The organism is Mesorhizobium sp. WSM4904 (assembly GCF_029674545.1).
Lineage (GTDB): Bacteria > Pseudomonadota > Alphaproteobacteria > Rhizobiales > Rhizobiaceae > Mesorhizobium.
In genome coordinates this window covers 4,562,208-4,575,804 of the sequence record NZ_CP121354.1, presented here as the reverse complement: position 1 = coordinate 4,575,804, position 13,597 = coordinate 4,562,208, and the positions used below count along the sequence as shown (strand labels likewise).

14 protein-coding genes are annotated in these 13,597 nt (G+C 64.1%); 7 read left to right on the top strand and 7 right to left on the bottom strand.

All coding sequences use genetic code 11. The annotated features are described in order from the left end of the window. The first annotated feature begins 159 nt into the window (after positions 1-159). A complete protein-coding gene (locus QAZ47_RS22045; protein ID WP_278230706.1) occupies positions 160-594 on the top strand; it encodes a peptidylprolyl isomerase in 435 nt (144 codons plus the stop codon). 94 nt (positions 595-688) lie between these two features. On the opposite strand, the gene QAZ47_RS22040 is transcribed toward QAZ47_RS22045, so the two are convergent. After that, the gene (locus tag QAZ47_RS22040; RefSeq protein ID WP_278077701.1) at positions 689-925 is read right to left on the bottom strand and encodes a hypothetical protein; all 237 of its coding nucleotides are present in this window, start codon (positions 923-925) and stop codon (positions 689-691) included. 94 nt (positions 926-1,019) lie between these two features. After that, positions 1,020-2,246, bottom strand: a complete 1,227-nt coding sequence (locus tag QAZ47_RS22035) for a GNAT family N-acetyltransferase (protein ID WP_278230705.1) — start codon at positions 2,244-2,246, stop codon at positions 1,020-1,022. A 90-nt stretch (positions 2,247-2,336) separates the two neighbouring features. Here QAZ47_RS22035 and QAZ47_RS22030 point away from each other — a divergent pair, with 90 nt between their 5' ends. Then, a complete protein-coding gene (locus QAZ47_RS22030) occupies positions 2,337-3,395 on the top strand; it encodes a polysaccharide deacetylase family protein (RefSeq protein WP_278230704.1) in 1,059 nt (352 codons plus the stop codon). Positions 3,396-3,459: 64 nt separating this feature from the next. Here the strand turns inward: QAZ47_RS22030 and QAZ47_RS22025 are convergent, their stop codons facing one another. After that, on the bottom strand, positions 3,460-3,675 hold the full coding sequence (locus QAZ47_RS22025; RefSeq protein WP_278202781.1) for a DUF2842 domain-containing protein: 216 nt from the start codon (positions 3,673-3,675) through the stop codon (positions 3,460-3,462). A gap of 152 nt (positions 3,676-3,827) precedes the next feature. Between QAZ47_RS22025 and QAZ47_RS22020 the strand changes: the two genes are divergently transcribed. Then, a complete protein-coding gene (locus tag QAZ47_RS22020) occupies positions 3,828-4,919 on the top strand; it encodes a COX15/CtaA family protein (RefSeq protein WP_278230703.1) in 1,092 nt (363 codons plus the stop codon). Here the strand turns inward: QAZ47_RS22020 and QAZ47_RS22015 are convergent. The 3 genes from QAZ47_RS22015 to speB are packed head-to-tail and all read right to left on the bottom strand — an operon-like array spanning position 4,909 to position 7,712. Further along, positions 4,909-5,742: an aminoglycoside phosphotransferase family protein gene (locus QAZ47_RS22015; protein ID WP_278230702.1), complete on the bottom strand. Its 834-nt coding sequence runs from the start codon at positions 5,740-5,742 to the stop codon at positions 4,909-4,911. The genes QAZ47_RS22020 and QAZ47_RS22015 overlap by 11 nt on opposite strands. Before the next feature lie 6 nt (positions 5,743-5,748). After that, positions 5,749-6,681, bottom strand: coding sequence for an N-acetyl-gamma-glutamyl-phosphate reductase (argC, locus tag QAZ47_RS22010; RefSeq protein WP_278230701.1), 933 nt, complete (start codon positions 6,679-6,681; stop codon positions 5,749-5,751). Positions 6,682-6,710: 29 nt separating this feature from the next. After that, a complete protein-coding gene (gene speB, locus QAZ47_RS22005; protein WP_278230700.1) occupies positions 6,711-7,712 on the bottom strand; it encodes an agmatinase in 1,002 nt (333 codons plus the stop codon). A gap of 124 nt (positions 7,713-7,836) precedes the next feature. Between speB and QAZ47_RS22000 the strand changes: the two genes are divergently transcribed. Continuing rightward, a complete protein-coding gene (locus QAZ47_RS22000; RefSeq protein WP_278230699.1) occupies positions 7,837-9,051 on the top strand; it encodes an acyltransferase in 1,215 nt (404 codons plus the stop codon). A 136-nt stretch (positions 9,052-9,187) separates the two neighbouring features. After that, positions 9,188-10,246, top strand: coding sequence for a glycerophosphodiester phosphodiesterase family protein (locus QAZ47_RS21995; RefSeq protein ID WP_278230698.1), 1,059 nt, complete (start codon positions 9,188-9,190; stop codon positions 10,244-10,246). A 212-nt stretch (positions 10,247-10,458) separates the two neighbouring features. On the opposite strand, the gene QAZ47_RS21990 is transcribed toward QAZ47_RS21995, so the two are convergent. Further along, entirely contained in the window at positions 10,459-11,331 is an 873-nt protein-coding gene (locus tag QAZ47_RS21990; RefSeq protein ID WP_278230697.1) for an aldo/keto reductase family oxidoreductase, read from the bottom strand. 95 nt (positions 11,332-11,426) lie between these two features. On the opposite strand from QAZ47_RS21990, the gene QAZ47_RS21985 reads away from it, so the two are divergent. Further along, positions 11,427-12,338, top strand: coding sequence for a LysR family transcriptional regulator (locus QAZ47_RS21985; protein WP_278230696.1), 912 nt, complete (start codon positions 11,427-11,429; stop codon positions 12,336-12,338). A 205-nt stretch (positions 12,339-12,543) separates the two neighbouring features. Further along, positions 12,544-13,587 carry an acyltransferase gene (locus QAZ47_RS21980; RefSeq protein WP_278230695.1) on the top strand — a complete coding sequence of 348 codons (1,044 nt, stop codon included), beginning with the start codon at positions 12,544-12,546 and terminating at the stop codon, positions 13,585-13,587. Positions 13,588-13,597: the final 10 nt, after the last annotated feature.

The window sequence follows — 13,597 nt, the reverse complement described above, 5'->3', positions numbered from 1 at the left end:
ACGCCGGACCGGGGCATTTCTCGGCGGCACCAGCACTTTACATCGGCGGCAGGGCACCTAGTTTTAACGTTTCGCGCCACGCGCTTCGTGCGTGGATGATCGAGTGCGGGACCGTGAACCCTAGGCCGGTCCCCAAAAACTCCCAAAAGGATAGCTGCTATGACACAGGCCAAGAATGGCGACACTGTACGCATCAACTATACCGGACGTCTGGTCGACGGCACCCAATTCGATTCTTCCGGTGGTGAGCCGCTGCAATTCACATTGGGCGAGGGACAGGTGATTCCCGGTCTTGAGACCCATGTCGAGGGCATGGAAGTCGGCGCGAAAAGCACCGTCACCGTTCCCGCCGACGCCGCCTATGGCCCTCATCGCCCCGAAGCGGTCGTTACCATCGACCGCGCCAGCGTGCCGGAAAACGTCAACGTCGATATTGGCACTCAATTGCAGGCCCACACCCCTGAAGGGCGCCCCATGCAAGTGACGGTCGTCGGCGTGGACGACGCCAGCGTCAAGCTCGACGGCAATCATCCGCTGGCCGGAAAGGACCTGGTGTTCGACGTCGAACTGGTCGAGATCGTTCAGGCGGCATAATCAGCGCCTGAACGACTGCCCAGGATCGCGGTTTAGAACGCTACCTGGGAAAGCGTCCGCCCTCCCGTGGAAGGTGGCAAAGCGATCGCGAACCTCACGGCGCGCGATCGGTCAGATCATTGGCGCCTTCCTGCCCGGCGCAATGCGCGCAGCAATAGATGATATCGCCCTGCTCGACGCCATGCCCCATGATCCGTACCTTGCAATGAGGGCAGGTCGGCGCAAGTTTCTGGACCGCACACTCGAAGCTGTCAAACGTGTAGGTTTGCCCGCCCAGGCTCACTAGGAACGCCTTGTCGTAGTCATTGCCGCACTGATCGCATTTAGCCATGGCCGTTCTCCTTCTGAGTGCGAAAACCTCTCGGCACTCGATAGGTTCCGCATCGACCAGGGGCTCGACGGCGATTGTGCGGTTCTCTCCAGAGCTAGCTGTCGTCCTCGGACGCGGCAGGTGCCGCCGCTTGTCCGGCAGCCTTCCGGCGCAGCATCTTGGTCAGTTTCCAGACCGTCGGATTGTTCTTGATGAAGGCCTTCGCCCGCGATCCTTGCCGCAGCCCGGTCGCCAGCGCCCGGCCCTTCAGCGTCAGCGGCGCAAGCACTTCGAGATGCCGGACCTCGATGTCGCACCAGAGCCGCTTGTAAGGCTCGTCGCCGACCGAGAAATCATAGACGTCGAAACCGAGCTCGCAGGCTTCCTGGATGTTGTCGAAGAAAAGGAAGTCGCCGGGACTGGTGGAGGCGAGATCGTCCTCGGCGATCGCGCCGAACTCGCAGATCAGGCGCTTGCCCGACCGGCTGGAGCCGGTGACGGCGCGGAGTTTCCCCGCCACCTCCAGCCCATGCAGCAGGAAGGACGGCTTTTCCTCGGCAAGCGCATCGGCAAACAGCGCCTGGAAAAAGGCGCGCACGCCTTCATCGTCGAAGACGTTGGCGATGCCCATCTTGGCGAAGCGCGCTTCCTTCATATCGAAGAAGGCGCCGAGCAGCCTGTCGACCTCCTTGCGGCTCCGCGCCTCGATACGGCGGAAACTGCCGACGGCTTCGAACTTGCGCGTCTGCGAGCGGTGCTTCTTGCGCTTGCGCTTGCCGCTCGCGCGGGCAAGCAGCGCATCGAAGCCGCCGTCGAGATCGACCGCCAGCGCAAGGTTCGGGCTCGCAAAATTGGGCATCGCGGCGAGCGGGTTCGCGGCGCCGTCGAGATCGGGCAGCAGGCGTTCGAGCGAGACGAGGTCGATGTCCGGCCGCGCTTTGGCGATTGCCGAGAACAGCGAACGGATCTCCGGGCCGTCGATACTTGGCAGCAACCGCGGGTGGGCGGCGGGGAAATTGCCGTTGGCGTGACGTCCGCCGGCGAAACGAGCGACACGGAAGGGACCGCTTCGCACGACTTCCAGCGCCAATGAAAACGCCGGCCGGTCTTCGATGTTCAACGTGGCGACGACCATGTCGGATTTGGTTTCGGCCGCCCAGTTGCGCACCCAGGATGCGCTCTGCGCCGGGGCAAACAGCGCCGAAGCACAGAATTCCGCATAGTCCGCGAGCCCGGCGCCCACCGCTGTCGTCAACCGGTCCGGGCTCGAGGCAGGCGCGCGCGCGGGCGCTTCGTTGGCTGCGACCCGATTGCCGTCAAATGACGCCGCGGCGTCAACCATCCCTCAATCCTTAAGACGTATTGGTTGCAACCTGGGGTTCGCATAGGCGCGTGTCGTGCTGGGATGAGCCTAGGCGGAAAAGGTGAAGGAATGATCGACGGGGGCGAGGCAATCCGGAAACTGGCGTTGAACGTTGCCCGCTATACCGGCCTCGCACCGCTGGCGAAGCCATTTGTCGGCGGCATCGGCGCCATCCTGATGCTGCATCGCGTGACAGCGACACCGGAGAAACCGAACAGCGTCAACCGCCATCTGAACATCGCCCCTGCCTTCCTCGACAAGCTGATCGCCGACATGAAGGGAAGGGGCTATGCCTTCGTCGGTCTGGACGAAGCGATCGCGCGCATCGAGGCGGGCGGCAGACACGGACAGTTCGCCACAATCACTGCCGACGACGCCTATCGCGACAACATGACCGAGGCGCTGCCGGTGCTGGAGAAGCACGGCGCGCCGATCGCCATCTATGTCGCGCCAGGCCTGATCGACGGTGCCGTCGACCTGTGGTGGGACGTCGTCGAGGACATCGTCGACACCAGCTCACACCTGGCGCTGAAGACGACGAGAGGGTCGGCGGTCATCGATTGCTCGACACCCGGCCGAAAGATTCAGACCGTCGCGCGCCTGAATGCCTGGTTGACGCTTGAAGTCCCCGAAGAAGAGCAGGGCACCGCGCTGCGCGAGCTGGCGCGCTCGAACGGCGTCGAGCTTGGCACGGGTCGCTCCGCAACGCTGATGAATTGGGACGAGATACGCGCGATGGCCGAGCACCCGCTGGTGACGATCGGCGCTCATACCGTCAACCACCGCAACCTCAAGCGGCTGTCCGAAGCGGACGCGCGCCGCGAGATCGGTGACGTCCGCCGCATCCTCAAGGAAAGACTCGGGCAGGAGCCGCGCCATTTCGCTTACCCCTACGGCTATGCCCGCGCGGTCGGTTGCCGCGAGGTGGGTTTTGCCCGCGATGCCGGCTATGTCTCGGCGGTGACGACCCGGCACGGCGTGCTCAGAGCCGAACATGCCGGTTTCCTGCATGCGCTACCGCGCATCTCCGTCAACGGCCGCTACCAGAGCCTCGCCCATATCCGCACGATGCTGTCGGGTGTGACGACGCCGCTCGCCAACGCCGGCAGGATGGTCGTCACCATCTGAGCAATTCCAGGAAAGTGTGCGGCGGTTTTCCGTCCGGAATTGCGACCACCAAAGAAGGCTCGTCTCAGCTCTTCTGAGGCGGCTCGATGATCAGCCATTTGATGATGCCCATCGCCGGCAGCACCCAGAGCAGGCCGCTGAGCAGGAAGAACAGGAAGTGCGCCGTCGAACCATATTCGGCGAGCCTGGTGACCGCGATGGCCGAGGCGATCAGCGCATAGATGATGACCAGCGCCACCAGCAGGATGGTTCCGATCAGCTTTTTCAGGCGAATGGGCATGTCGCGGTCCCGTTGACCCGCCTCGCTTAGGCCGAACGGAAGGCTCGCGCAACCGTCTCCAGCCAGCGCGACGGCGTGCCGCGCTGTCCGGTCTTGCCAGCGGGGCGGTCATGGTCCACCAATCGCGCGTTTCAACCGCCGGGAAAAGTCCCATGGCTGCCATCACCGCCACGGCCCCATACGCCGCCCGCGACCGCGATCTCCACAACCGGGCGCTGGTGCGCGGCTGGCTGTATTTCGTGCTGCTCGTGCTGGTGGCGCTGGTGCTGGTCGGCGGCGCCACCCGGCTTACCGGTTCCGGCCTGTCGATCACCGAATGGCGGCCGATCCACGGCGTGATTCCGCCGCTCAACTATGCCGAGTGGCTGGAAGAGTTCCAGCGCTACCAGCAGATCCCGCAATATGCCGAGCTCAACAAAGGCATGAGCATCGAGGCCTTCAAGTCGATCTACTGGTGGGAATGGGTGCACCGCATCCTCGCGCGCAGCGTCGGCGTCGTCTTTGCCTTGCCGCTTCTGTTCTTCTGGGCGACGCGCCGCATCGAGCGCGGCCTCGGCCCGAAACTGGCCGGCATCCTTCTGCTCGGCGGCCTGCAAGGCGCCATCGGCTGGTGGATGGTGGCTTCGGGTCTGGTCGACCGCGTCTCGGTCAGCCAGTATCGGCTGGCGACGCACCTGACGATCGCCGCCATGATCTTCACCGCCATCATGGTCGTCGCGCGGGGCCTTGCACCGCACTCGGAGCCGGCCGCCGACCGTTCTACGCAGCGGCTCGCCGGCGTGATCGTGCTCCTGGCGCTGATCCAGATCTATCTCGGCGGCTTGGTTGCCGGCCTCCATGCCGGCCTCTCCTACAACACTTGGCCGCTGATGGACGGCAAGGTGATCCCGTCCGATCTCCTCCTGTTGAAACCCGCCTGGCTGAACTTCTTCGAGAATCCGAAGACGGTGCAGTTCGTGCACCGGCTCGGCGCCTACACGCTCTTTGTGGTGGCGCTCTGGCACATGATCGCCACGTGGCGGCGCCAGCCGGGCACCACCCATGTCCGCCGCGCCACGCTGCTGTTCCTGCTGGTGCTGCTGCAGGCCTCGATCGGCATCGGCACGCTCTTGATGCAAGTGCCGCTGCACATGGCGCTGACCCACCAGGGCTTTGCCTTGATCGTGCTCGGCTTTGCCGCCGCACATTGGCGCGGCACCAAGGGCGCTTATCCGCTGCCGACCGAGATCGCCGTCAGAGACTGAGGCGGACCTTCCGGATCGCCTCGGCGATCGACAGCTCGCGATTTTCATCGACTGCATTGCCGTCCTCGCGGTGCCAGGCGGCCGACAGGCAGCCATAGGCGATCGCGTGGTCGAGGATGGCGCGTGGCGGCTGGCCGAGCGTTTTCCCAAACACCTCGGCCATATGCGCGATCTGGCGGGGATCGAGGCAAAGATCGTTGCGACCGAGCGGATTGTAGAACATGTTCGCCGCATCGAAGCCGGGGTCGCCGAGCACGCCCTTCGGGTCGATCGCCAGCCAGCCGCGCGGCCCGAACAGGATATTGTCGTGATGCAGGTCGCCATGCAGCGGCCTGACGTCATGCGGCTCGGCAAGCAGCCGCTCGGCGGTTGCCGCCGCTTCCACGTAAAGCGTGTTCTGGCCGGCATCGCGATCGGCTTTGGCCGCCCGAAACAGGCTGACATATCTTTCGCGCAGCGGCTGCAGGTCCGGCGGCGGAGCATCCTTCGAAGGCGAGTGGAGCTTCGCCATCACCTCGGCCGCGATCGCTGTCGCGGCATCGTCGCCATGCTCGGCGAGATGCTGCGAGAGCAGCCGGTCGCCGGCATGTTCGAGCAGCATTCGGTGCCCGTCACGGCCGAGCAGACGCACGGCGCCTTCGCCGCGCCGCCAGGCCAGGAAATGCTCGCCGCGCAGCTCGTCCGCGACGTCGTCGAACGGCTTCAGGTCCTTGACGATCGCCGGCGAACCGTCCTCGCGCGTCACCTTCCAGATGCGGCTGGAGAACGTCTCGGCAACGAGCTCGGGCGCGCTGACCTTCCAGCGCTCAGGCAGCGCCTGCATCGTCGCTCAATGCGCGATGCCGAGCATCAGGTCCAGGTTCTGCACGGCAGCGCCCGAGGCACCCTTGCCGAGATTGTCGTAGACGGCGAGCAGCAGCGCCTGCGCCCGCTCGTCATTGGCGAACACATAGACCTTCATCCGGTTGGTGCCGTTATAGACCTCCGGGTCGATCTCCGGCAGGCGCTCCATATGCGTGTAGGGCGCGACCTCGACCACGCCGCCATCGATCGAGGCGTAGTGGTCGGCGATCGCTGCATGGAGCTCGGCTCCCGTCGGCACGCGATGGAGGCCGCCGAGCTGCAGCGGCACCACCGTGATCATGCCTTGCGCGAAATTGCCGACCGCCGGCTGCATGATCGGATCGTGCGACAGTTTTGCGTAGGTCCTGAGCTCCGGCACATGCTTGTGCTGCAGCGTCAGGCCATAGGGCAGGAACTCGGGCGCATCCTCGCCCTTGCCGACATAGTCCTCGATCATCGGGCGGCCGCCGCCGGAATAGCCGGAAATGCCGTTGACGGTGACCGGGAAATCGGCGGGCAGCAGGCCGGCCGAAACCAGCGGCCGCAGCGTCGCGATCGGACCTTGCGGCCAGCAGCCGGGGTTGGCGATGCGCTTGGCGCTGGCGATCTTCTTCGCCTGATCCTTGTCCATTTCGGCAAAGCCATATTCCCAGCCCTCGGCCACGCGATGCGCGGTCGAAGCGTCGATGACCTTGGTCGTGCCGTTCTCGATCAGCGACACGCTCTCCTTGGCCGCGGCATCCGGCAGGCAGAGAATGGCGACATCGGCGGCGTTGAGGAATTCGGCCCTGGCCGCGGCTTCCTTGCGGCGCTCGGCGGGAATGGAGATGATCTCCAGGTCGCCGCGGTCGGCCAGCAGCGCCCTGATCTGCAGGCCCGTCGTGCCATGCTCGCCGTCAATGAAGATTTTCGGTTTCATCGGTTACCAAATTCCTTGCAATTTCAATACTATATGCCGTTTGCGTTATGCAGAACTGCATGAGTGCCGTTGTTCAGGTCCTCGAGCCGCGCCTTCCGTTCGGCCACCAGGCCAAGATAATGCATGGCAATGATCGATCCGGCGATCGCCGTAATATCGGCATGATCGTAGGCCGGCGCAACCTCGACGACATCGGCGCCGACGATATCGACCTGGCCGAGCTGGCGCAGCGTCGAAAGCATCTTGGCCGATGAAGGGCCGCCGGCTACGGGCGTGCCGGTACCGGGCGCGAAGGCCGGGTCGAGGCAGTCGATGTCGAAGGTGAGATAGGTCTTCCTGCCGCCGGTCCGCTCGACGATCGCATAGGCGATGTCGGAGGCGCGCATTTCCTCGACCTCGTGGCCGTAGAGGATCTTGATGCCGAACGTGTCCGGCGCATGCGTGCGGATGCCGATCTGGATCGAGCGGTCGGGATCGATGATGCCTTCGTTCACCGCACGGGCGACGAAGGAACCGTGGTCGATGCGCTTCCCGTCGTCCGGCCAGGTGTCCTGATGCGCGTCGAACTGAACCAGTGCCAGCGGCCCGTGGATCGCGGCATGCGCCTTGAGCAGCGGCCAGGTAACGAAATGATCGCCGCCGAGCGTCAAGAGGAAGGCGCCTGATCTCAGGATCTTGGCCGCCTCGCGCTCGATCGCGCCCGGAGTCTTCTGATGGTTGCCGCTGTCGAGCAGGCAGTCGCCATAGTCGACCACCGCGAGCTGCTCGAACAGGTCGCGCGAGAACGGATATTGCGGATCGTTGTCGAGGATCGCCGAGGCGCGCCGAATCGCCTGCGGCCCGAAGCGCGCACCGGGTCGGTTGGTGACCGCGGCGTCAAAGGGAATGCCCCACACGACGGCGTCCGCGCCCTTCACGTCCTTCGTATATTTGCGCCGCATGAACGACAGCGCCCCGGCATAGGTCGGCTCGAACGACGCGCCCGTCTTGGAACGGGCGGTGAAGGCGTGGTCGATCTCTTGGTTCGCCATTGCGGGTCCTCGGTTGTCAACGGGCAGCCACAACTACAGAACCGGCACGCAACATGCCAGTCACAGCTTGCGGATACGGAACGGCGCTCGCCGAGTGCCAGGGCAACACAGGATTTGTATCATTATGACCGAAGCGGCCTTGCTGAACCTCGCACCCGCTCCGGCGGCGACCCGGACCGGTACGGCGGCCAGCGAGCGCTTCCTGGTGCTCGATTCCTGGCGCGGCATCTGCGCGCTTTTGGTGGCGCTGTTCCATTTCCCGACGACGTCGATGATTTCCCAAAGCGCCTTCGTCGGCGGCTCCTATCTGTTCGTCGATTTCTTCTTCGTGCTGTCCGGTTTCGTCATCGCCAGCTCCTATGGCAGCCGGCTGGGCGAGCCGGACGGGTTTGCCAGCTTCGCGCTGGTGCGTTTCGGCCGCATCTACCCTCTGCATCTCCTGATGCTCACCGCCTTCGCCGGCTTCGAGGCCGTGCGGCTGGTGCTGCCGGCACTGCACGGAACGGGTTCCGCGCCATTCACCGGCGGCTTCGACGTGAGAAGCCTCATCGCCAATCTCTTCCTGCTGCAGGGCATGGGGGTGGAGGATCAACTGAGCTGGAATGCCCCGAGCTGGAGCATTTCTGCCGAGTTCTTCACCTATCTGCTCTTTGCCGGCGTGGTGTTCGCGACTGGCAAGCGCGCCTGGATTTGGTTCATGGCCGCCGCCGTGACGGCGCCCTTCTTCCTGCTTGCCTTTTCGACCCGTCATATGGACGTGTCCTTCGATTTCGGCTTCATCCGCTGCCTTTACGGCTTCTCGCTCGGCGCGCTGCTTGCCTGGTTTCAGCACGATTCCATTGCAGAGGCGCGACAGGCGATGGTCGGCGGGGCAGGGCGCATCGCCTGGACGCTGGCCGAGCTCGTCATGATCGCGGTGATCGGGATGTTCGTTTCTGTCGCCGGAACGAATGACGCCGGCATTGCAGCACCCGTCGTCTTCGCGCTGGCCCTCTACCTCTTCGCTCACGAGGGTGGCCTGGTCAGTGCGCTGCTGCGCAGCCGTCCGTTGCTGCTGCTCGGCTCGCTCTCCTACTCGATCTACATGATCCACATCTTCGTCCAGGCGCGCATGATCAACATCGGCGGCCTCATCGAGCGCAAGCTCGGGTTTGGCATCGTCGGCGGCATGACCCTGCGCGGCGATCAGGTGGCCGGCTTCGGCGTCGGCTCGCCATGGATCGGCTTCGCCGCGATCGTGGCGATGTTGATTGCCGTCATCGTTGCGTCCTGGTTCTCCTGGCGTCTTGTCGAGATGCCGGCGCTGGCGTGGTTCCGTCGCCTTTCCAAGCGGATTTGACCCAAGCAATTCCAGAAAAAGTATTTTCCGCCCGCAATTGCGCCAAAACAAGGAGACAGCTAGCCGGCTTCGTTCACCGCCCTGTCATGGGGATCGCCTAACCGGGTCCCGACCCGGAACGGAGCGATTCCCCCTGATGCGAACACTCTGGCTGAGCCTGCTTCTGTCCGCCACGCTTGCGACTGCCTCGAGCCAGGCTTTGGCCGGCGAGACGCGCGCTGCCCAAATCCTCGACCGCTTCGAGCACGCCAACCAGTGGCGCGACCATGTGATGATCGCCGCGCACCGGGCCGGCAGCATGCAGGCCGGCAAGACGCTCTATGCCGAGAACTCGCTTGCCGCGGTCGAGGGTTCGATCGCGATCGGCGCGGAAATCGTCGAGGTCGATGTCAGGCGCTCGAAGGACGGCGCGTTCGTCATCGTGCATGACAGCTGGCTCGACCGCACGACCACCTGTAAGGGCGAAGTGGCGAAATACACGCTGGCCGAGCTGAAGAAATGCCGGCTGGTGATCGAAGGTACGGGCGCGGTCACCGACGAGCCGGTATCGACGCTGCGCGAGATGCTGCTCGCGGCCAAGGATCGGATCCTGATCAACCTCGACAACAAGCTGGAGGTGACGGACCTGCCCGGCATGATCGCGGTCGCCCGCGATCTCGGCATGGCCGAGCAGGTTATAGTCAAGGAAAACCTGTGGAACCGCCAGCGCATCGATGCGGCCAGGACAGCGCTTGCCCAGGCGGGCGGCGGCTTCCAGTTCATGCCGATCCTCGCCGACGATGCCGTGCACGATGCCACCTTTGCCGGCGAGGTTGACAAGGCATTCGCGCCTCGCGCCATCGAGCTGATCGCCTGGCGCAACGGTGCCGAGATGCTGACGACGAGCGGCGGGCCGCTGTTCAGCACTCGTATGCGAGCGGTGGCGATCCGAGGTGACTGGCACCTCTGGGCCGACACCTATGCCATCGTCAACAAGCCGGGCGGCTTCCTCGCCGGCGGCCGCGGCGACGAGCTGGCAGTGGCCGCCAGCCTGCCGCGCGAAGCCTGGGGTTTCTGGGTCGACCGCGGAGCCACCATCATCCAGACCGACGAGCCGAAGGCGGCGATCGAATGGCTGGCGGCGAACGGGTATCGAGTGCCTTATACGGCCGATGGCCGGACTGCAGAGCCGGCTCATACGGCGAGTATCAATTAGAGCGCGGCGCGGAAGCCGCCAATCTCCCCGCAAGCGGGGAGATGCCCGTCAGGGCAGAGGGGGGCGCTGTCCCGCCGGCCTGTCCAGCGTCTAGGCCAATCGCGCCCGTATTTCCAAGTCATCATTTATAGCAAGCCCGTTGAGGCTGGCGTTCCTTCGCGCCCCCCTCTGGCCTGCCGGCCATCTCCCCCACAAGGGGGGAGATCAGCCAATCACGCAGCTTTCGCGACCCCGTCCAATTCGCTCAGCACCTCCGCCGATAGCTCCAGCTCCGCCGCCGCAAGATTCTCCCGCAGATGCCCGACCGACGACGTGCCTGGGATCAGCAGGATGTTCGGCGAGCGCCGCAGCAGCCACGCCAGCGCGACCTGCATCGGCGTCGCGCCGAGCTGTTCCGCGACGCCCGACAAGGTCGAGGACTGCAGCGGGCTGAAACCGCCGAGCGGGAAGAACGGCACATAGGCGATGCCGTCGCGGGCAAGCTCATCGATCAGCGCGTCGTCTTGCCTGTGCGCCAGATTGTATTGGTTCTGCACGCAAACGATGTCGCAGATCCTGCGGCCCTCCGCGATCTGCGCGCGGGTCACGTTGCTCAAACCGATATGGCGCACGAGGCCTTTGCGCTGCAACTCGGCAAGCTTGGTGACTTGCGCCTCGATGGAGCCTTCCGCCGGACCGTGCACCCCGAACATGATGCGCAGATTGACGACGTCCATCGCCTCGAGGCCAAGATTGCGAAGGTTGTCGTGCACTGCCTGCTCGAGTTCATCGGCTGTGAAGGCCGGCAGCCAGGACGCGTCGCTGCCGCGGCGGGCGCCGATCTTTGTGACGATGACGAGATCGTCAGGATAGGGCGCCAGCGCTTCGCGGATCAATCTGTTGGTGACGTGCGGTCCGTAATAGTCACTGGTGTCGATATGGTTCACGCCTTGCGCCACCGCTTCGCGCAGCACGGCGATTGCCGCGTCATGGTCCTTCGGCGGACCGAACACGCCTTTGCCCGCAAGCTGCATCGCGCCGTAGCCGAGGCGGTGGACCGAGCGGTCGCCGAGTTTGTAGGTGCCGGATTTGTCTACGCTGGACATCGTGGTTCTCCTTCGCTGTCGACAGCGGAGATAGGGCATGGTTGCTGTTCCGATAATCGACTATAATCGGTACAGCTTGTGCGAAATTTAGGACAATGACGGCGGACCTCAACGATCTCCAGGCGTTTATGGCGGTGGCGCGCGCCGGCGGTTTTCGCGAAGGAGCCCGTGCGACGGCGGGCAGCGCCTCCGCGCTAAGCGAAGCCATCCGCCGTCTGGAAACTCAGCTCGGTGTTAGGCTCTTCAACCGCACCACGCGCAGCGTTGCTTTGACCGAGGCTGGCGCCAGCCTGCTGGCGCGGCTCGGCCCCGCATTGGGCGAGGTAGAAGCTGCGCTCGATGTGGTGAACGGCTTTCGCGACCGGCCCGCCGGGACCTTGCGTCTCAACGTGCCGATAAGCGCCTCGCGGCTGGTGCTGCCAAAAATCGTTCCGGGATTTCTCGCCGCCTATCCGGCCATCCGGCTGGAGGTGATCGCGGAGGAGAACTTTGTCGACCTGCTGGCGGCCAGCTGCGACGCCGGAATCCGCTATGATGAGCGGTTGGAGCAGGACATGATCGCGGTGCCGATCGGGCCCCGCGCGCAGCGCTTCACGACCTCCGCCGCGCCGTCCTACCTTGACCGGCACGGTCGGCCGCAGCACCCGCGTGACCTGCTTGCCCATGCCTGCGTGCGCGGTCGCTTTCCCAGCGGGGTCATGACGCCTTGGGAGTTCGAGCGCGACGGCGAGGTGGTGCGGGTCGATCCCACGGGCCCATTGGTCGTCAGCATCGGTGGAGGCGTCGATCTCGCCATCGATGCGGCGATCGCCGGCGTCGGCATTCTCTGGCTCTTCGAGGACTGGGTGCGCCCGCATTTCGAGAGCGGCGCGCTCGAACCAGTGCTGGAGCCGTGGTGGCAGGAATTTTCCGGGCCGTTCCTCTATTATCCCGGACGCCGTCTAGTGCCAGCGCCGCTGCGTGCCTTCATCGACTACATCAAGACGCCGGCCGGGCGCTGGCATTAGCTCGGCCGAACGCGGCAAACATCCGTAAAGAGCATGGTCCTTCTCCCTTTGGCGAAGGGGGCGCACCCTGTCGGCGGGCTTCACAACTGACTAGAGTCGGGCGGTTGGTGCGATAGAGGTCGATCTCGACGATCACCACGCATTTTGGCCGCGGCGCGGGGAAGCCGGCTCGAGATTCACTTGTCTTCAGCTGAAGGAGAATGGCGTGCACAGGCGATACGTGACGCTGGATCTGCTTCGTGGCATCGCGGCTATCGGCGTCATGCTTTTTCACAATTGCGTCGATGTCGTCCCAAGCGGCTATTTGGCCGTCGATCTTTTCTTTGTTCTCAGCGGCTTCGTGATCGCGCTTTCTTACGAGGACAAGTTGAGAGGCGGACTGGCCCAATCAGCCTTCTTCCTGGCGCGTTTCATCCGCCTCTGGCCGATGATTGTGGTTGGCAGCGTGCTGGGACTTTTGGCTGGATTAGCCCATTATACCGCGCATCCCGGCGATCTATGGACGTTGGGCGCTCAGTTCTCGGGTTCCCTGATTCTGCTCCCGAAACTGGCCATAGCCGAGGGAGACGAACTGTTTCCTCTCAATACGGTCTTCTGGTCGCTGTTCTTCGAGGTTGTCGTCAATGTGATCTACGCCGCGTGGCTTTATAGCCGGCGGGCGCAGGGCCTGTTGATTGCCGTGGTCATCGTGTCCGCAATCTGCATCTTACTCCAACCGGAAATAAGGATGCTGATGTTGTTTGCCCGCGCGCTCCTAGGCTTTTTTCTGGGCGTGCTCGTGTACCGTATGTCGAAGAAGCTGCAATGGACGGCAGTTCGGTTCGGTTGGCTTTTTTGCGCTGCCGGCGTCGTTCTCATTCTCGCCATGCCCACGTCGATCAGGCCGCCCGGGATACTCTTCCTGCTGACTGACGCGGTATTCTGCGCGATAATTTTGGTGGCCGCCGCCAGCGACGAGAAGATGCCCTCGAAATCGGTAGGCTGGTCGCAGTGGCTCGGGGATATCTCCTATCCGCTTTATGCCATCCACCGACCGCTGTTTTACTTTTGCTCGCTGCTGATCGTGAGGGCCACGCATGATTTGGCCGCTTACAATCTCGCGGCTTTCGTCGCGTCCATCGCCATCGTCGCTGCATCAGGCGTCGTGCTGCGCTCGTTCGATCAGCCAGTTCGGCGTTATCTGACGGGATTGACCCGACCATACCTGAAAACAAAAGGCCGCCCGGAGGCAGCCTTTTGGGAAGCTTGATCGTGTAGCG

Bases quoted from the DNA above. Each gene is read 5' to 3' on its own strand.
- QAZ47_RS22015 (WP_278230702.1), bottom strand. From the start codon at position 5,742: ATGCAGGCGCTGCCTGAGCGCTGGAAGGTCAGCGCGCCCGAGCTCGTT.
- QAZ47_RS22040 (WP_278077701.1), bottom strand. From the start codon at position 925: ATGGCTAAATGCGATCAGTGCGGCAATGACTACGACAAGGCGTTCCTA.
- QAZ47_RS21990 (WP_278230697.1), bottom strand. From the start codon at position 11,331: ATGTCCAGCGTAGACAAATCCGGCACCTACAAACTCGGCGACCGCTCG.
- QAZ47_RS22035 (WP_278230705.1), bottom strand. From the start codon at position 2,246: ATGGTTGACGCCGCGGCGTCATTTGACGGCAATCGGGTCGCAGCCAAC.
- QAZ47_RS22030 (WP_278230704.1), top strand. From the start codon at position 2,337: ATGATCGACGGGGGCGAGGCAATCCGGAAACTGGCGTTGAACGTTGCC.
- QAZ47_RS22025 (WP_278202781.1), bottom strand. From the start codon at position 3,675: ATGCCCATTCGCCTGAAAAAGCTGATCGGAACCATCCTGCTGGTGGCG.
- argC (WP_278230701.1), bottom strand. From the start codon at position 6,681: ATGAAACCGAAAATCTTCATTGACGGCGAGCATGGCACGACGGGCCTG.
- speB (WP_278230700.1), bottom strand. From the start codon at position 7,712: ATGGCGAACCAAGAGATCGACCACGCCTTCACCGCCCGTTCCAAGACG.
- QAZ47_RS22020 (WP_278230703.1), top strand. From the start codon at position 3,828: ATGGCTGCCATCACCGCCACGGCCCCATACGCCGCCCGCGACCGCGAT.
- QAZ47_RS21995 (WP_278230698.1), top strand. From the start codon at position 9,188: ATGCGAACACTCTGGCTGAGCCTGCTTCTGTCCGCCACGCTTGCGACT.
- QAZ47_RS21985 (WP_278230696.1), top strand. From the start codon at position 11,427: ATGACGGCGGACCTCAACGATCTCCAGGCGTTTATGGCGGTGGCGCGC.
- QAZ47_RS22045 (WP_278230706.1), top strand. From the start codon at position 160: ATGACACAGGCCAAGAATGGCGACACTGTACGCATCAACTATACCGGA.
- QAZ47_RS22000 (WP_278230699.1), top strand. From the start codon at position 7,837: ATGACCGAAGCGGCCTTGCTGAACCTCGCACCCGCTCCGGCGGCGACC.